Below are 18,877 nucleotides of genomic sequence, written 5' to 3'. Positions count from 1 at the left end.
TTTTAACTTCTACAGAGATGCAAAAATGGCAGATTATTTAGTGAACTTAAGCACTAATTTGCCTGGGGCAACTTGAATGCTTTCGGTCATTTTTGCCATCAGTGCTTGGTTACTGTCCTTGGTATCCAGTACATACACAGGCTGGCTTTCTAAGAATTGCCTTAGATAACCCATCACCTGCGGTGTGGCACTGCTAATCGCTTTTTCAATATCCTTGGGCGTTGATTCCACTTTGACTAATTCGAGTTGGCGCAGATAGACACTGTGCGTTGCGCTGTCATACCAAGGCTTGGCTTCGAAAGTCGTAGTGAGTTTGGCGCTCAATGGAAAGATCGGATTCTTAATTGATACTTGAGTTGCGGCACTTACGCTCATAGTGTCAGGTTTTACACCTAGCTTGACACTGATGTCGTTAATGCGCACTTCTGCGCCAACTAATTGATTGCCTTGTTTAATCTCAAAATGGATCTCTTTACTGAGGTACTGCTCCATTTCGTGCTCGCTGATACTGTACTGCGAGACGCAGCCGCCAAGCAGTACAGTCAGTCCTAAGCAAATCGTGCGGGAAAGTTTTTTCATTAACCAGTGTTTCTCATACCCGCTGCCACACCTGCAATGGTCAGCATTAGCGCTAACTGTACATGTTCAGACGCAGGAGTTTCGGTTGTTTCCTTACGTGTCCGCGCTAATAGCTCGGTTTGTAAGAAGTTTAATGGATCGATATACGGATTTCGCAGTTTAACTGATTCGCGATTCCACGGTGTATGCGCCATTAAACTATCCGATTTTGTCAGCTCAAGCACGACTTTAATGCCCAGATCTAAGCGTTGGCGCAAGGTTTCGCCTAAGTGATGCAAGTCCTTAGGTACTAAACAGGTTTCGTAGTAGCGGGCCAAATTAGGTTCCGCCTTGGCGTAGACCATTTCCAGCATTGAAATACGAGTGCTGAAGAAGGGCCATTCCCGCTCCATCTCTTGCAGTAAGCCCATTTCACCGCGTTCACAGGCGGCTTGAAGTGCTTCACCGGCGCCAAGCCATGCGGGTAACATCAAACGGTTTTGCGACCAGGCAAAGATCCACGGAATTGCCCGTAGGCTTTCAATCCCGCCATCGACACGACGTTTGGCAGGGCGGCTGCCGAGTGGTAGTTTTCCTAATTCCACTTCTGGCGTTGCCGCGCGGAAATAAGCCACAAAATCAGGTTCATCACGCACTATGCCACGGTAAGCACCCACGGATTCTTCTGCAATACGTTGCATGCAATTGCGCCATTCTTGCTTCGGCTCTGGCGGTGGTAATAGGGTTGCTTCCAATACGGCCGAGGTATACAGGGCCAGGCTTTGAACCGCGAGTTTTGGCAAGCCAAACTTGAAGCGGATCATTTCGCCCTGCTCAGTCACACGAATGCGGCCATCTACCGAACCTGGAGGTTGCGATAGGATTGCTTTGTGTGCAGGACCACCCCCGCGACCAATGCTGCCACCACGGCCATGGAATAGCGTAAGCTTGACGCCTGCTTGTTTACAGACCGCCACTAACTGCTCTTGAGCGTAATACTGAGCCCAAGCCGCCGCCATTACGCCGGCATCTTTAGCAGAGTCAGAGTAACCAATCATGACTTCTTGCATGCCTTTGGTGTAACCACGATACCAGTCGATATCGAGCAAATCGGTAATACAGGCCGCGGCGTTGTTTAAGTCACTTAAGGTTTCAAACAGCGGTACCACACGCATTGGGTGCGAACAGCCCGTTTCTTTGAGTAACAGTAAAACCGTTAAGACATCCGATGGTTTACCTGCCATCGAAATCACATAGGATCCGAGTGCTTTTGCCGGATGTTTAGCAATCAAACGACAGGTATTAAGCACTTCGGCCACATCGGCCGAGGGTTGCCAGTTACTTGGGATCAGTGGACGACGGTTGCTGAGTTCACGTAATAGGAAGGCTTGTTTCTCGGTTTCATCCCAATGATTGAAATCACCCATGCCGAGATAGCGGGTTAACTCGGCGAGCACATCGCTGTGACGGCTGGCGTCTTGGCGAATGTCGAGTCTGAGCATATGAATGCCAAAACAGGCGAGACGGCGGAGAATGTCGAGCAATAAACCGTTGGCAATTAAGCGCATACCGCAGTCGGTTAAACTCTTATAGAGCATTTCTAGCGGCGCTTTGAGATCGCTTTCTTGCCAAATCAGGCTCGACTTATCGACTTCAGGATTGTGGCCTTCGATGCGCGCATTTAAATAATCTATGGTGTCACGCAGTCTTTGACGAATAGATCGCAGCACGTGGCGGTAAGGTTCGCAGCTGTTATTGGTATAAGCCTTTAACTCATCATTGGCTTCTTCCATCGACAGTTCACCGACCAGCAGCACGATATCTTTTAAGAATAATCTGGCGGCGGCATGGCGGTTACGATCGAGCACCTCTTGGGTGACTTTTGCGGTAACAAACGGGTTGCCATCGCGATCGCCGCCCATCCAGCTTGAAAAGCGCACTGGCGCGATATCAATCGGTAATTGCTGCCCTGTGCGTTGCTGCACTCGGTCGTTAAGTTGTCTTAAGAAGTCAGGCACCGCATGCCAGAGTGACTCTTCAATGGTGGATAATCCCCAGCGGGCTTCATCCACTGGAGTGGGGCGCTCGCGGCGGATCTCATTGGTGTGCCATATTTGCGCGATTAATTGGCGCAGGCGCAGATTGATCTGTTGACGTTCTCTATCCGACAGTTGGTCGTTTTCTTGCTCTGTTAAGCAGTCGACAATGGCGGCGTATTTTTGGATCAGGGTACGACGGGAAATTTCAGTGGGGTGCGCTGTTAGTACCAGATCGATATCCAGTGTTTTTAGACAGTCGAGCATTTTAGCTTGGTCGACACGACCATTGAGCATGCGTCCTAGGAGTTGTTCCACTGGGTCTGGCACGCAGACAAGTTCGTCACAATTACGACTGATAGTATGAAATTGCTCGGATAAGTTAGCTAAGTTAAGAAATTGGTTAAAAGCTTTTGCAAAAGGGACTAATTCTTCGTCTGGCAAAGCTGTCAGTAACTCGAGCATTTGCTCTCTGGCGGCTTGATCGCCTCGGCGTGAGTCTTTGGCAAGCTTACGGATCTGTTCAACCTTCTCAAGAAAAGAGTCCCCAAGATGGGTACGCATAGTATCGCCAAGGATTTGGCCTAACATACTCACGTTCGATCTTAATGACGCATACATATCTGTCATATTGTCTGCCATGGTTACTGACATAGTTACTCCGAATAGAAAAACATGAAAATTCCGCTGTGCATTTAGCCCGTTAGCACAATACCTATCACTTGGGGCTATGGTCAACAGCAGAACTTATAACTTATACGACTGGCTTATCCGATATGCAACCAATCACGGTATTTGATGAAGAATATTCAATAGAAATGCGAAGTTACGCAATATTTTTTGATGATTAGTGCAAGTGAATATGAAGTGCATCATTTTATGCTTTGCAGACATGTATCTTAGCTGTTAATGAAAAGGACTGATTTTGACTCATGTTGACCCTGGATAACTGTGTTATTAACGAGTTAGCTGAATGGGAACTGTGTCTTCGATATCCTAATTTGAGCTTAAAAGATGAAAATAAATTAAAAATATATATTCACATATATTGCATAAGTAGATCTTTGTGGTAGTCTAGCCATCAGTTGAGATGAGTCACCCCCTGTGACCTGTAGAGTGAATATCATGATGCACAGTATTAGCCTGACAGTGAATAAAATAACAACCTATTACGATTTCCTGCGACGATAGTCTTGTCATCATAGATATGCGCGGTTGCGTGTAAGCTATTCATCTACTCTTTAAGTTTCTTTGATTCGGTTAATAAGACAAAAAACATGAAAAATATCGCCATTATTGGTGCCAGTGGTTACACAGGCGCGCAACTGACCGCTTTAATCCATGCAGAAGCAGAACTGACGATTCAAGGGTTGTATGTTTCTGAAAACAGTTTAGATAAAGGTAAACCTTTAGCGGATTTGTATCCTAGCTATAGCCATATCGCATTAACGTTGTCGCCATTGTCCGATGAAGCTAAGGCAAAAATCGTTGCCGAAGCCGATGCAGTAGTGCTCGCGACTGAGCACTCGGTGAGCCTGCATTTAGCGGCTTGGTTTTATAGCCAAGGGTTAGCGGTATTCGATTTAAGTGGTGCCTATCGTTTCAGTGATGTGGCGCAATATCCGAAGTGGTATGGCTTTGAGCATGAATATCCTGAAGTTTTAGCCAAAGCCGTGTATGGCCTTGCCGAATGGAATGCTAAAGAAATCGCTGCGACTAAGATGATTGCCGTGCCAGGTTGTTACCCGACCGCATCATTGACAGCGTTAAAACCGCTAGCGAGTTTACTGACATCGGCTTATCCGGTGATCAATGCCGTGAGCGGCGTAACAGGTGCGGGCCGTAAAGCGCAGTTACACACCAGTTTTTGTGAAGTGAGCCTGACACCTTACGGCGTATTAGGCCACAGACATCAACCCGAGATCGCCACTCAGCTTGGTCAAGAAGTGATATTTACCCCGCACCTTGGCAACTTTAAGCGTGGCATTTTAGCGACCATTACCGTACAGCTAAAACCGGGCACAACGACTGCCGATGTGGCCGCGGCCTATAGTGTGTATGACAAGGCGCCATTGGTCACCGTGAAGCACAATCAGTTCCCGAAAGTAGACGATGTGGTGCTGACACCTAACTGTCACTTAGGTTGGAAGTTTGATGAGAATAGCGGTTACTTAGTGGTAGCCAGTGCCATCGATAACTTGATGAAAGGTGCTGCCAGCCAAGCGCTGCAATGCATAAAGATTCATTTTAACCTTTAATTGTTCATCCTTATTTAAGAGAGTCGTCAAGATGTCTACAAACAACTCAGTATTAGTGCTTAAAGTGGGCGGCGCGCTGCTGCAATGTGAAATGGGGATGGCGCGATTGATGGATACGGCTGCGGCTATGTTAGCCAATGGTCAGAAAGTGTTGATGGTACATGGCGGCGGCTGTCTGGTGGATGAGCAGTTAGCAGCAAACGGTATGGAGACCGTCAAGTTAGAAGGTTTACGTGTGACTCCGCCCGAGCAAATGCCGATTATTGCCGGCGCACTTGCGGGCACTTCGAACAAAATTCTTCAAGGCGCAGCGACTAAGGCTGGCATTGTGAGTGTGGGCATGAGCCTTGCCGATGGCAATACTGTTTCGGCTAAGATTAAAGATGAGCGTTTAGGCCTAGTGGGCGAAGTTACGCCAAACGATGGCACTTATCTTAAGTTTATCCTCGCCCAAGGTTGGATGCCGATTTGTAGCTCCATCGCCATGATGGACGATGGCCAAATGCTTAACGTCAATGCAGACCAAGCGGCAACGGCCTTAACCAAATTAGTGGGCGGCAAGTTAGTGCTACTGTCGGATGTATCTGGGGTGCTCGATGGTAAAGGCCAGCTCATCCACAGTTTAAATGGCAAGCAGATAGCAGACCTTGTTAAGCAAGGTGTGATCGAAAAAGGAATGAAGGTCAAAGTTGAAGCTGCGCTCGAAGTCGCGCAGTGGATGGGGCAGGCGGTACAAGTTGCCTCGTGGCGTGATGCAAGCCAATTAATCGCATTAGCAAAAGGTGAAGCCGTAGGAACACAAATCCAACCATAAGTGGAGTAGGTTATGAAGCATTTACTATCGATAAAAGACTTAACCCAGCAGCAGTTACAGGATCTAATTGCCTTGGCAAAAACGATTAAAGCCAATCCGGCTGAGTATCGTCATGCGCTGGATGGCAAGAGTGTGGTGATGTTATTTGAAAAGCCCTCACTCAGAACACGCGTTAGCTTTGATATCGGTATTAATAAGCTCGGTGGCCACTGTTTATACCTAGACCAGCAAAATGGTGAGCTGGGGAAACGGGAATCGGTTGCTGACTTTGCTTCTAACCTATCCTGTTGGGCCGACGCAATTGTGGCGAGAACCTATTCACACACCACTATCGAACAATTAGCCGAGTTCGGCTCAGTGCCCGTGATCAATGCGCTGTCGGATCTTTATCATCCTTGCCAAGCCTTAGCTGACTTTTTAACTCTGGCAGAGCAGTTTGAGGATGTCAGTAAAGCTAAATTAGCTTATGTTGGTGATGGTAATAATGTCACTAACTCGCTGATGTACTGTGCGGCTATTCTCGGTGCCACCATGACAGTGATCTGCCCGGCGGGTCACTTTCCTGATGGCTACGTAGTGGCAGAAGTGCAAGAGCTCGCCAAACGATATGGCGGCAAGATAGTGCTGACTTCAGATATCGATGCGATTGAAGGTCACGACGCTATTTATACTGATACTTGGATTTCAATGGGCGATCCAACGCCTTTGTCGGATATCAAAGCGAAGTTTGCACCATACCAAGTAAACAAAGCTTTGATGGCGAAAGCGGGCGCTAACTTCTTTATGCATTGTTTGCCTGCCCACCGTGGTGTAGAAGTAACAGATGAAGTGATGGACGGTGCAGGCTCCTTAATTCTGCAACAAGCCGAAAATCGGATGCATGCCCAAAATGCGGTACTGGTAACCTTATTTAGTTAAATTAACCCTGTTTAGCAGCCTGTTTTCTCCTTGAGAGAAACGAGTCATAGGAATTTAAGATGTCTATCGAGAACAAAAATACTGGCGTGAAAAAAGTGGTTTTAGCCTATTCAGGTGGTCTAGATACCTCGGCCATTATTCCTTGGTTAAAAGAAAACTACGATAACTGTGAAATCATCGCATTCTGCGCCGACGTTGGCCAAGGCGAAGAAGAGCTGGTTGGCTTGACTGAAAAAGCCTTAGCTTCAGGTGCTTCTGAATGTCATATCGTCGATCTAAAAGAAGAATTCGTTAAAGACTATATCTACCCAACGATTGCGAGCGGTGCGATTTACGAAGGCACTTATTTACTCGGTACGTCAATGGCGCGTCCTATTATTGCCAAAGCGCAGGTTGAAGTGGCTCGTAAAGTGGGCGCCGATGCTCTGTGTCACGGTTGTACCGGTAAAGGGAACGATCAAGTGCGTTTCGAAGGTTGCTTCGCTGCATTAGCGCCTGATTTAAAAGTGATTGCACCATGGCGTGAATGGACTATGCAGAGCCGTGAAGATCTGCTGGCCTATTTAGCTGAACGTGACATCAAGACGTCAGCGTCAGCGACTAAAATCTATAGCCGTGATGCCAACGCTTTCCATATTTCCCATGAAGGTGGTGAGTTAGAAGATCCATGGAACGAGCCAAGCAAAGGCGTATGGACACTGACTGCTGATCCTGAAGATGCACCGAACAAGCCTGAATATGTGTCGCTAGAAGTAGAACATGGCCGTATCACTAAAGTGAATGGTGAAGCCCTAACGCCTTATGCTGCACTGATGACATTAAACGCCATTGCTGCGCCACACGGTGTGGGTCGTATCGACATTACCGAAAACCGTTTAGTCGGCATGAAGTCCCGTGGCTGTTACGAAACACCCGGCGGCACTGTGATGTTCGCAGCACTACGTGCAATTGAAGAGCTTGTACTCGACAAAACCAGCCGTAACTGGCGTGAGCAAGTTGCCGCACAAATGGCGCATTTAGTGTATGACGGCCGTTGGTTCACGCCACTGTGTAAGTCATTGCTGGCAGCATCTGAGTCACTGGCTGAATCAGTTAACGGTGAAGTTGTGGTTAAACTCTACAAAGGCCAAGCGAGCGCAGTGAAGAAACGTTCACCTAACAGCTTGTACTCTGAAGCGTTTGCTACTTTCGGTGAAGATCAAGTGTACGATCAAAAACATGCCGAAGGCTTTATCCGCCTGTACTCATTGGCGAGCCGCATCCGCGCACTCAACGCTAACGATGTAAAGTCTAAGTAAGAGGTCGTGTAAAAGGGCGCCTAGCGCCCTTTTTTGTTTTTAGGTTTTGATTTAGTTTTTGATTCAGATGAGTCGATTTCAAATAAGCAGTGAGTAAGGGGAGTTAGCATGGCTTTATGGGGTGGAAGATTTCAGGGCGAAACGAGCGCGCTATTCAAATTATTCAACGATTCGTTGCCTGTGGATTATCGCTTGTTCGAACAGGATGTGGTCGGCTCCATCGCTTGGGCGGATGCGATCGCCAGCGTGGGAATTATCTCGGCAACTGAATGCCGTGACTTGAAAAAAGCGCTTAATGACTTACTGGTGGAAGTACAGGGCGATCCGGCGATTATTCTTGCCTCGGGCGCCGAAGATATTCACAGTTTCGTTGAGTCGGCCTTGATTGCCAAAGTGGGCGATCTCGGTAAGAAATTGCACACCGGTCGTAGCCGTAACGATCAAGTTGCTACCGATTTAAAGCTTTGGTGTCAATCCGAAGGCAAAGCATTACTCGCGCGCCTTCAAGGTTTACATGCTGAATTACTGGCGTTGGCTGAGCGTGAATTTGATGCGGTAATGCCGGGTTATACTCACTTGCAGCGCGCGCAACCTGTGACATTTGGCCACTGGTGTTTAGCGTATGTGGAAATGACTGAGCGGGATATCAGCCGTTTAAGCGATGCGTTAACCCGCGCGAATACTTGCCCTTTAGGTTCTGGAGCATTAGCAGGCACAGCTTATAAGATGGATCGACATGCTCTGGCCGCGGCGCTGAATTTTGCCTCGCCAACGCTGAATAGCTTAGATAGCGTATCAGACAGAGATCACGTGGTAGAGCTTTGTTCAACCGCATCGATCAGCATGATGCACTTAAGCCGTATGGCTGAAGATTTGATTTTCTTTAACTCAGGTGAAGCGAACTTTATTTCCCTGAGTGATGAAGTGACCTCGGGTTCATCCCTGATGCCACAGAAGAAAAATCCAGACGCATTAGAGCTTATCCGTGGCAAAACCGGCCGGGTGTATGGCAGCTTAGTGGGTATTCTCACTACGATGAAAGCACTGCCTTTGGCGTACAACAAAGATATGCAGGAAGATAAAGAAGGCCTGTTTGACGTGGTCGATAGCTGGGCCATTTGCCTCGATATGGCGGCGTTAGTGTTGTCAGGTTTGAAGGTCAATCGCCCTAATGCGCTGTTAGCGGCACAGCAAGGTTATGCAAATTCTACTGAGCTTGCGGATTATCTCGTGTCTAAAGGCATGCCGTTCCGTGAGGCGCACCATGTTGTGGGTGAAGTCGTGGTTGCTGCGATAGCGAAGCAAATTCCGCTGGAGGAATTCTCTTTGGCCGAATTAAAAACTTTTGCCGCTATCATTGAAGATGATGTCTATCCAAATCTGACTATTGAAGCTTGTTTAGCGAAACGTGACGTGCTCGGTGGTACTGCATTGCCACAAATTCAGCAGGCGATTGCTGCTAAGAAAGCACGTTAAGCGAGTTATTCAAATCCACAATACAAGCTAATAAAAAACGCGACGTTAGGTCGCGTTTTTTATTGGGCCACAATTAGTGGTAATGACTTTTTAGCATTTGTTTATTGGAATAAATCATCGGTTGGTGCATCGATGAATAAATTGTTTTCATCCTGAGTTTCGCTGATGTATTCCTTCGGCTCTGTACCTGAAATAAAGTACTCGAACGCACTGGTATAGTCAGTTTTACGGGTCAGTTTACCCGTCGCTAAATCGATGCGTACCGAAACTATGCCTTCTGGTGGAATCGAGGTTGTTTCAGGTGTGCCTTGTAAGACACTGTTCATAAACTCGTTCCAGCCCGGACCAGCTGTTTTCGCACCCGCTTCGGCGCCAGTTATCTGATCTTTTTCGCCGTTTGCATTCCATGCGGTTCTGCCCAGTTGGCGACCGTGATCGTCGAAACCGACCCAGAAAGTGCTAGTGATGACTGGGCTAAAACCACTGAACCAAGTGTCGCGCGATTCGTTTGTGGTACCCGTTTTACCTGCAATATCATGGCGCTTAATCAATTTTGCCGCGCGCCAAGCCGTACCTTGCCAACCCGTGCCTTTACTCCAATCGCCGCCGCCCCAGATCACGCTCTTCAGTGCTTCGGTAATGAGGAATGCCGTTTGCTCTGAAATAATTTGCGGAGCGTAGCGACCAGTTTGTTCGAAACACTGGGCAACGGGGGCACTAGGTTCAGCACTAGAGTCTCCACTTACGCTGAACGCCATAGGATCGCTCGGTGTAACTGGTTGGCTAAGACTTTGGCTAGGCTTACAGGCCAATGTAGGGTTCGCTTTTTCGATAACATTGCCGTAAGCATCTTCTACGCGATCAATATAGAAAGGTTCGAGTAAGAAACCGCCATTAGCAAATACGTTAAATGCAGTAACTACTTGCAATGGCGTGACTGAAGACGAACCTAATGCAATCGATTCGTTGCGAGGTAAGTCGTTAGGATCAAAACCAAATTCAACAAGTTGAGCAATGGTTTCGTCGAGTCCGACATGTCGCATTGCACGCACAGACATAACGTTAATAGATTGCGCTAAACCCACACGTAAACGAGTGGGGCCGCCATAGATATCGGGTGAGTTTTTAGGGCGCCATGCAGTGCCTTGGCTGATATCGGGTTTATTAATTGGCGCATTGTCTATGAGGGTCGCTAAGGTAAAGCCTTTCTCTAATGCTGCGGCATAGATGAAAGGTTTAATATTCGAACCTAATTGACGTTTCGCTTGAGTCACTCGGTTGTATTGGCTTTGGCTAAAGCTATAACCACCAACTAAAGTGCGAATAGCACCATTTTTGGGGTCGAGTGATACTGTTGCGCTGGCGACTTCTGGTACTTGCGATAGTTGCAAATATTGGCCGTTATCACGGATCCAAATACGCTCGCCGACCTTGAGCATGTCAGAAGCTGATTTCGGTACACTGCCTTGACGCTTATCAGTAATAAACTTACGTGCCCACTTCAATCCATCCCAAGTAATGACTTTGGTCTCGCCCTTGGCGGTCATTATACTGGCTTGCTGATCTGCAATGCTGATGACTGCGGCGGGTTGCAATTCTTGTACTGAAGCAATCTTGGCTAGTTCAGTTTTGATTTGAGCAGGTTCAGGTTTTTCGTCCGTCCACAACACGGCAGCAGGACCACGGTAGCCATGGCGTTCATCATAGGCATAGACGTTATTACGCAGTGCCTGTTGAGCTTTAAGTTGTAGATCCGATGAGATAGTCGTATAGACGCTGTAGCCATTGGTATAGGCCTCTTCTTCACCGTACTTCTGTACCATGTAATCCCGAGCCATTTCAGAAATATAAGGGGCATAGAGATCAATTTCAGCGCCATGATATCTGGCCACCAATGGCTCTTGTAGTGCTGCTTGGTATTCGGTTTGGCTGATGTAGCCGACTTCATTCATCCGCATGAGGACGACATTACGGCGAGCTAATGCACGCGAAGGTGACGTGATTGGATTGAGTGTAGAGGGCGCCTTGGGTAGGCCTGCAATAACGGCCAGTTCAGATAAGCTGAGTTCTTGCACGTTTTTACCGAAATACACTTGTGCAGCTGCCCCAACGCCGTAGGCCCGTTGGCCTAAGTAAATGCGGTTTACGTAGAGCTCTAAAATTTCATCTTTGGTGAGTAACTCTTCAATATGATAGGAGATAAAAATCTCCTTCACTTTACGAATAATAGTCTTATCTCGGGTTAAGAAGAAGTTACGTGCGACCTGCATGGTAATCGTACTCGCACCTTGCTTTTTCTCACCAGTGGTCAACATCACTAATGCGGCGCGAAGCACGCCAACAGGGTCTATACCACCATGTTCATAAAAGCGGGCATCTTCGGTTGCGATAAACGCCTGTAGCAGAGGTTTTGGCACTTCGTCTAACGTTAGTGGAATGCGACGTTTCTCACCGAATTGAGAAATAAGTTTGCCGTCACTACTGTAAATACGTAAAGGTGTTTGAAGTTGCACATTTTTTAGTGTTGAAACATCCGGTAAATCCGGCAAAACATAAAAGTATGCTGCCACAATGGCGCCTACGCCCAAAAGGGCTAGACTGAATAGTGCTATAACAATACGTTTTAACCACTTCACCAAAATTTATCCTAATGTTCTGTTAAGTGCGACAGTATATAAGGCGCACACGTCTTGGTGAAGTAAAAACGTGAGGCTCACAAAATAGCATTTGTAAAATGATGAAACATTCGATACAAGTAAGTATAACAAGTTGATTTTGTGCTAATCTCTTTTACTGAAATATAAATAAAAAAGTGACAATGGATATGCTTTCAAATTTATGGAAGCGTCAGGCTCCGCAGATGGTGGGAATCGATATCGGTTCCCATGAAGTTAAGGCCATTTTGTTGAGTAAGACTGCTGACGGATACAAAATATTGAGTCATGCCGCGGTACCCATTAAGAAGGGGGCCGTTAACGATCATGATATTCGTGATGCTGATGCCGTTGTTGAATGCCTTAAGCAAATAAAACGTAGCCTACCTAAATCCGTTAAATATGCCGCTGTTTCTGTTTCGGGTTCTGCTGTGATGACGAAAGTGATCTACATGGATGCTTCCCTTAGTGAAGAAGAAATGGAAGCGCAGATAGAAATTGAAGCCGATAACCTTATTCCGTATTCACTCGATGAAGTCAGCATAGATTTTGAAACGCTAAACGTAAACAGTACCGATCCTACTAAAGTTGATGTGCTGTTGAGCGCATGCCGCACTGATAATATTGATGTCAGAGTCGATGCGCTGGATAGCGTGGAACTTGAGGCTAAAGTGGTGGATGTTGAAGGTTACGCTTTAGGTCGAGCTGCCGAGTTAATTCTGGCTCAGCTTCCAGAAGGAGCGAAACATAAAGCCGTCGCTATGGTTGATATCGGCGCGAATATGACGACTTTCTCTGTGGTTGAATCGGGTGAGACGACTTTTATTCGTGAGCAAGCTTTCGGTGGTGAGCAATTTACTCAGTCAATATTATCCTTCTATGGCATGTCTTATGATCAAGCTGAGAAAGCAAAGATTGAAGGCGACTTACCACGAAATTATATGTTTGAAGTTTTGTCACCTTTTCAAACTCAGCTATTACAACAAATAAAACGTACGCTACAGATTTATTGCACTTCCAGCGGTAAAGATAAAGTCGACTACCTCGTATTATGCGGTGGGACATCTAAATTAGAAGGTATGGCTAATTTACTGACAAATGAATTGGGTGTTCACACTATTATCGCCGATCCTTTTCAAGGGTGTTTGCATGCCGATGAGTCGGTTAAAAGTGCGCTGCAACCTACAATCAGCAAATATATGGTTGCTTGTGGCTTAGCATTGAGGAGTTACGGTCAATGGCGAACATAAACCTACTCCCTTGGCGAGAAGAGGCGAGAGAAAAACAAAAGCGCGACTATATTGGTATTTTAGCGGCAGTATTTTTAGCGTCGGCGATTTTAGTCTATGTCGCAGTATCTTTATTAGATGTTATGACAGATGAGCAAAAAGCACGTAATGCTTATTTGCAGTCGGAAATCAGTCTGCTTGAAACACAAATTTCTGAGATCAAGAAAATTACTGAACGTAAGAAAGATATTGAGCGGCGTACAGAAATTATTCTTAATCTACAGCAATCCCGTAATTTGCCTACTCACGTGTTAGATGAGCTTGTTCGAATTGTACCTCCAGGAATATATCTGTCTAGCCTAGAGAAAAAGGGCAGTTTGTTGCTGATTGAAGGGCGTAGTGAATCGAACAATAACGTCGCCAACATGATGCGAAAAGTGAAAACTTCCGAATGGTTAACCGATCCTAATATGCAATCGATCGTGACCCAAAATGAAGAGTTACGGCAATTACAGCGTTTTAGTTTGAGAGTCACTATTAAAGGCGCGAGTGTAGATGAGCCTGAGAAAATGACAAAAGGAGCGAGTAAATGAAACTCGATCTAAGTCAATTTAATGATATCGACTTTGAAAATATTGGTGGTTGGCCAAATCAAGTTAAAACCTTTTTCGCGATCCTTTTAGCACTTTGTGTTTTTGCTGCGGGATATTTCTTGGTCGTCTCCGATTCGGTAGATATTTATACCGCAGAGCAAGATAAAGAAGTGCAGCTCAGAGATGATTTCAAGAATAAGTATCAACTTGCGGCAAATTTAAAACTCTACCGAGATCAGCTAGCGACGATGGAAGTACAGTTTGCAGAGTTACTGAAGATGCTGCCATCTGAAAATGAAATGCCAGGTTTGCTAGACGATTTAACTTTTGTGGCTACGGATGCAGGACTCAAAATTAATAGTTTGAATTGGGAGGCCGAAATTCAGCGGGATTTCTATATTGAGTTTCCAATTAAAATGTCTGTGACGGGAGATTACCATCAGCTAGGTAGTATGGTGAGTGGTGTCGCTAAGCTGCCGCGTATCGTTAGCCTCCATGATTTCACCATTAAGCGAGATGAAGCCGGCAACTTAGCAATGGATATCTTAGCCAAGACATACCGCTTTAAAGAAGGGGCTGAATTACCGCCTGAAAAACCTGCTAATAAGGGGAAGAAATAATGAAATTCTTACCTTTGTTAGCCTTGAGTCTTTTTTTAATGGGTTGTGTTGGCGATCGTAGTGATTTAGAGCTATTTGTTACTACAACCAAAGCGCAACATGTTGCTCATATCCCGCCCTTGAAAGAGCCGCCAAGATTTGAGCACTTTGCCTATCAAGCCGAGTTAATGCGTAGCCCTTTTGTACCACCTTCGCGTGAGTTAACGGAAGAAGTTGTTGATACCAGCAAAGATTGTTTACAACCGGACTTAAAGCGTCGAAAAGGACGATTAGAAACTTATCCTTTAGATAATTTAAAAATGCGTGGCACCTTAAGTGAAGCCGATACAACTTGGGCGTTAGTTGAAACAAATGACGGCAGTGTTTATCGGATGGGCGTTGGTGAGTATTTAGGTCTGTTTAATGGACGCATTTCTAAAGTTACTTCACAAAATGTCGAAGTAGTAGAATTAATTCCAGATGGTTCAGGTTGTTGGTCCGAAAGGACGAGCAATTTAGAACTTTCTGGAGAATAACGAGCGAAGGATGAGGGAATAATGAAATCTTCTGCCGCGATAAAAGTCCCGTTAATTTCTTCAGGCTTAATCAAGTCTGTTATTGGGATCGCATTGGTATTTGGAATTTTGCCATCGAGTTATGCTGCAAACCGATTAATGGATGTTAAGTACCATGCCTTGGTTGACCATCAGTTAGAGCTAGAGTTGGTATTTGAAGAAGCGGTAACACCGCCAGTTATTGACTCTAATGCCTCGCCTGCAGAGCTCGTATTAACCTTTGAGAATAGTATTTCTGGTTTATCTAAGGATCGCTTACCTATTAATCAAGTCGGTGTAACTGACATGATGACTGAGCAGCAAGATACTCGTCTTAAAGTCACCTTAGGTATGTCCAAAGTGAAACCTTACCAAGGTTCAGTCATGGGCAACTCATATCGACTCACTATTAATGATGAGGTTACGGGCGCTCAGACTCAGACAGAGAATCCCTTCGTTAACAGCATTAAAAATATCGATTTTCGTCGTAATGAAAATGGTGGCGGTGAGTTATTGGTTTATTTGAATAACCGCTCGGTTGCCGTTAACGTTGAGCAAGTGGGCGCTAAACTCGAAGTTAAGTTATATAACACTGATATTAATAGTGATCTGCTTTATGTTATGGATGTGAAAGATTTTTCAACGCCAGTAAAAAGCTTCGAGACATTTAAAGAAGATCTAACAACGCGCATTTTAGTTGATATTGCTGGGGAATATGAGTTCAGTTACAAGCAAGAGGATAATCTCTTTAGACTCTCGATGAATAAAGTTGAGAGAGTTGCCGCCAAGAAAGATGTTAAAAAATACAATGGCCGTACTTTGTCGCTTAACTTTCAAAATATCCCTGTACGTACTGTTTTGCAGATCATTGCTGACTATAACAATTTTAACTTAGTCACGAGTGATACTGTTGAAGGCAACATCACCTTGAGATTGGATGATGTGCCCTGGGACCAAGCATTAGATTTGATTCTACAAACCAAAGGCCTAGATAAACGTATCGAAGGCAACATCTTAATGGTGGCACCGAGCGAAGAGTTGGCTATTCGTGAAAGCCAAAATCTCAAAAATAGGCAAGAAGTTAAAGAGTTAGCACCTTTGTATTCTGAGTACTTGCAAATTAACTATGCCAAAGCGATCGACATTGCTGAGCTGCTGAAAAGCGCAGATTCTAGTTTACTCTCGCCACGCGGCTCAGTCGCGGTCGATGAACGTACCAACACTGTACTTGTGAAAGATACGGCAGAAACGATTGAGAACATCCATCGTTTAGTCGAAGTACTCGATATCCCTATTCGTCAAGTACTGATCGAGTCACGTATGGTAACGGTCAAAGATGATGTCTCTGAAGACTTAGGTATACGTTGGGGCGTAACGGATCAGCAGGGCAGTAAGGGAACCTCAGGTACATTAGAAGGTGCCCAGAGTATTGCCAACGGCATCATTCCAACTCCTGACCAACGTTTGAACGTTAATTTGCCTGCGGCAGTGACCAATCCAACAAGTATCGCATTCCACGTTGCTAAGTTGGCAGATGGTACTATTCTTGATTTGGAATTGAGTGCGTTAGAGCAAGAAAATAAAGGTGAAATTATCGCCAGCCCTCGTATTACTACCTCTAACCAAAAGGCGGCTTATATTGAGCAGGGTGTGGAGATACCTTATGTGCAGTCGACTTCAAGCGGTGCAACCTCGGTCACTTTTAAGAAAGCCGTGTTGTCCTTGCGAGTTACACCACAAATTACACCAGATAACCGCGTTATTTTAGATTTGGAAATCACCCAAGACTCTCAGGGCAAGACGGTTGACACACCAACGGGCCCCGCTGTCGCCATCGATACCCAACGTATTGGCACTCAAGTGCTAGTTGATAACGGTGAAACCATAGTCCTTGGTGGTATTTATCAGCAAAACTTGATCAGCCGTGTGAGTAAAGTCCCTATTCTCGGCGACATTCCCTTAGTCGGTTTCCTGTTTAGGAACACAACAGACAAAAATGAGCGTCAAGAGCTACTTATTTTCGTAACCCCCAAAATAGTCGGTGAGAAGATCTAAGCACTTGCTATGTATCGACTAAAGCCAGCAGTGATTGCTGGCTTTATTATTACTGAAATACAATTCTTTGCATAAATAGCGCACATGGCTTGCCATAGTAGACCCTAAGCTGAGATAATCCTCGGTCAAGTCTCATAAGAGCAAGGTAACATATAGGTCGGCTTGATGTTGAGTCGATATAGGCATACTTTTCAATAAGATTCAGACGTACAAGAAATGGCTGAAAAACGTAATATTTTTCTGGTAGGCCCTATGGGCGCAGGTAAAAGCACAATTGGTCGCCATCTGGCGCAAATGCTGCATTTAGAATTCCACGATTCGGATCAAGAGATTGAACAACGCACAGGCGCTGATATTGCTTGGGTGTTTGACGTCGAAGGTGAAGAAGGCTTCCGTCGTCGTGAAGCTCAGGTTATTGCTGATTTGTCTGAGAAACAAGGTATCGTCCTTGCCACCGGTGGTGGTTCAGTACAAAGCAAAGATATCCGTAATCATCTGTCTGCTCGTGGCATTGTGGTTTACCTGGAAACCACTATCGACAAACAGGTTGCTCGTACTCAAAGAGACAAGCGACGCCCATTATTGCAAGTGGATGATCCTCGAGAAGTGTTGGAGAATCTTGCAGAGATCCGTAATCCATTGTACGAAGAAATTGCCGATGTGATTGTCAAAACCGATGATCAAAGCGCAAAGATCGTCGCAAATCAGATCATTGAGCAATTAGGTTTTTAGGCAGAATTTATGAAGCAAATTCAGGTTGATTTAGGTGTACGTAGTTATCCCATTTACATTGGCCAGAATTTGATGAGTGATGGCGAGACTTTGTCTCGCTACCTGCTTAAAAAACGTATTCTTATCGTCACCAATGAAACTGTCGCGCCTTTGTATCTTACACAGATACAAGAGACGATGGCTTCGTTTGGTGAGGTCGAGAGTGTTATCCTTCCCGATGGCGAACAATTCAAAGACTTAGCACATCTAGATACTATTTTTACTGCACTGCTGCAGCAAAACTATGGTCGAGATTCTGTGCTGGTGGCTTTGGGTGGCGGCGTGATTGGTGATATGACGGGCTTTGCCGCGGCATGTTATCAACGTGGGATCGATTTTATTCAAATTCCGACAACTTTATTGTCGCAGGTGGATTCTTCCGTCGGCGGTAAAACGGCTGTTAACCATCCTCTTGGTAAAAACATGATTGGGGCCTTTTATCAGCCACAAATCGTGCTTATCGATACTTTATGTTTACATACGCTTCCAGCGCGCGAGTTTGCGGCGGGAATGGCGGAAGTCATCAAGTATGGCATCATGTGGGATGCTGATTTTTTTCAATGGCTTGAAGATAATGTAACGGCGCTAAAAACCTTAGATGCCGAAGCATTAGTTTATGCTATCTCTCGTTGCTGTGAGATTAAAGCCGATGTGGTTAGCCAAGATGAAACTGAGCAGGGCGTGCGTGCTTTGTTGAATCTGGGTCATACCTTTGGTCACGCGATTGAAGCCGAAATGGGCTACGGTAATTGGCTGCATGGTGAAGCCGTGTCAGCTGGCACAGTCCTTGCTGCTAAAACAGCTAAGGCACTGGGGCTTATCGATGAGTCAATCGTTTGTCGTATCATACAGTTACTACAAGCTTTTGATCTTCCAGTGAGTGCGCCGGAATCTATGGATTTCGACAGTTTCATTCAACATATGCGACGCGATAAAAAAGTTTTAGGTGGTCAGATTCGACTGGTGCTCCCAACGGCAATAGGCCGCGCGGATGTGTTTAGTCAAGTCACAGAATCTACCCTTGAACAGGTTATTCGCTGCGCATAAAAACTGTGTGGTGGGCG

The 18,877-nt window shown here is 45.7% G+C and carries 15 protein-coding genes; 12 read left to right on the top strand and 3 right to left on the bottom strand.

All coding sequences use genetic code 11. The features are described 5' to 3' along the window. Positions 1 to 33: 33 nt before the first annotated feature. Both CKQ84_RS06260 and ppc read right to left on the bottom strand, forming a co-directional pair. Complete coding sequence (locus CKQ84_RS06260; RefSeq protein ID WP_105250547.1) at positions 34 to 579, bottom strand: DUF1439 domain-containing protein; 546 nt, start codon at positions 577 to 579, stop codon at positions 34 to 36. Continuing rightward, positions 579 to 3,248 (bottom strand): phosphoenolpyruvate carboxylase, encoded by a 2,670-nt coding sequence (ppc, locus tag CKQ84_RS06255; RefSeq protein ID WP_105250546.1) that lies wholly within the window; start codon positions 3,246 to 3,248, stop codon positions 579 to 581. Before ppc ends, CKQ84_RS06260 begins: the two co-directional genes overlap by 1 nt. A 623-nt stretch (positions 3,249 to 3,871) precedes the next feature. Between ppc and argC the strand changes: the two genes are divergently transcribed. From argC to argH, 5 genes are all read left to right on the top strand, one after another. Next, on the top strand, positions 3,872 to 4,852 hold the full coding sequence (argC, locus tag CKQ84_RS06250; protein ID WP_105250545.1) for an N-acetyl-gamma-glutamyl-phosphate reductase: 981 nt from the start codon (positions 3,872 to 3,874) through the stop codon (positions 4,850 to 4,852). Between the two features lie 31 nt (positions 4,853 to 4,883). Next, entirely contained in the window at positions 4,884 to 5,666 is a 783-nt protein-coding gene (gene argB, locus CKQ84_RS06245) for an acetylglutamate kinase (protein ID WP_105250544.1), read from the top strand. 12 nt (positions 5,667 to 5,678) lie between these two features. Further along, positions 5,679 to 6,584 carry an ornithine carbamoyltransferase gene (locus tag CKQ84_RS06240; protein ID WP_105250543.1) on the top strand — a complete coding sequence of 302 codons (906 nt, stop codon included), beginning with the start codon at positions 5,679 to 5,681 and terminating at the stop codon, positions 6,582 to 6,584. Positions 6,585 to 6,643: 59 nt separating this feature from the next. Then, positions 6,644 to 7,882, top strand: coding sequence for an argininosuccinate synthase (locus tag CKQ84_RS06235; protein ID WP_105250542.1), 1,239 nt, complete (start codon positions 6,644 to 6,646; stop codon positions 7,880 to 7,882). 108 nt (positions 7,883 to 7,990) lie between these two features. Continuing rightward, positions 7,991 to 9,358, top strand: a complete 1,368-nt coding sequence (gene argH, locus CKQ84_RS06230) for an argininosuccinate lyase (protein ID WP_105250541.1) — start codon at positions 7,991 to 7,993, stop codon at positions 9,356 to 9,358. 101 nt (positions 9,359 to 9,459) lie between these two features. Here the strand turns inward: argH and CKQ84_RS06225 are convergent, their stop codons facing one another. After that, positions 9,460 to 11,994 carry a penicillin-binding protein 1A gene (locus tag CKQ84_RS06225; RefSeq protein WP_105250540.1) on the bottom strand — a complete coding sequence of 845 codons (2,535 nt, stop codon included), beginning with the start codon at positions 11,992 to 11,994 and terminating at the stop codon, positions 9,460 to 9,462. A 188-nt stretch (positions 11,995 to 12,182) separates the two neighbouring features. Between CKQ84_RS06225 and CKQ84_RS06220 the strand changes: the two genes are divergently transcribed. The 7 genes from CKQ84_RS06220 to aroB all read left to right on the top strand — a co-directional run bounded on the left by CKQ84_RS06220 (position 12,183) and on the right by aroB (position 18,860). Next, the gene (locus tag CKQ84_RS06220; RefSeq protein ID WP_105253014.1) at positions 12,183 to 13,262 is read left to right on the top strand and encodes a pilus assembly protein PilM; all 1,080 of its coding nucleotides are present in this window, start codon (positions 12,183 to 12,185) and stop codon (positions 13,260 to 13,262) included. Further along, complete coding sequence (locus CKQ84_RS06215) at positions 13,250 to 13,834, top strand: PilN domain-containing protein (RefSeq protein ID WP_105250539.1); 585 nt, start codon at positions 13,250 to 13,252, stop codon at positions 13,832 to 13,834. Before CKQ84_RS06220 ends, CKQ84_RS06215 begins: the two co-directional genes overlap by 13 nt. Further along, positions 13,831 to 14,454: a type 4a pilus biogenesis protein PilO gene (locus CKQ84_RS06210; RefSeq protein WP_105250538.1), complete on the top strand. Its 624-nt coding sequence runs from the start codon at positions 13,831 to 13,833 to the stop codon at positions 14,452 to 14,454. The genes CKQ84_RS06215 and CKQ84_RS06210 overlap by 4 nt, the downstream gene beginning before the upstream one ends. Further along, positions 14,454 to 14,969 (top strand): pilus assembly protein PilP, encoded by a 516-nt coding sequence (locus CKQ84_RS06205; protein WP_105250537.1) that lies wholly within the window; start codon positions 14,454 to 14,456, stop codon positions 14,967 to 14,969. The genes CKQ84_RS06210 and CKQ84_RS06205 overlap by 1 nt, the downstream gene beginning before the upstream one ends. A gap of 21 nt (positions 14,970 to 14,990) precedes the next feature. After that, positions 14,991 to 17,042 (top strand): type IV pilus secretin PilQ, encoded by a 2,052-nt coding sequence (locus CKQ84_RS06200; protein WP_105250536.1) that lies wholly within the window; start codon positions 14,991 to 14,993, stop codon positions 17,040 to 17,042. A 216-nt stretch (positions 17,043 to 17,258) separates the two neighbouring features. Beyond that, positions 17,259 to 17,774: a shikimate kinase AroK gene (aroK, locus tag CKQ84_RS06195; RefSeq protein WP_006083542.1), complete on the top strand. Its 516-nt coding sequence runs from the start codon at positions 17,259 to 17,261 to the stop codon at positions 17,772 to 17,774. A gap of 9 nt (positions 17,775 to 17,783) precedes the next feature. Then, positions 17,784 to 18,860, top strand: coding sequence for a 3-dehydroquinate synthase (gene aroB, locus CKQ84_RS06190; protein WP_105250535.1), 1,077 nt, complete (start codon positions 17,784 to 17,786; stop codon positions 18,858 to 18,860). Positions 18,861 to 18,877 lie beyond the last annotated feature (17 nt).

This window comes from Shewanella sp. WE21, assembly GCF_002966515.1.
In the GTDB taxonomy this organism is placed as follows: Bacteria; Pseudomonadota; Gammaproteobacteria; order Enterobacterales; family Shewanellaceae; genus Shewanella; species Shewanella oncorhynchi.
This window is presented reverse-complemented; position numbering and strand designations above follow the sequence as displayed.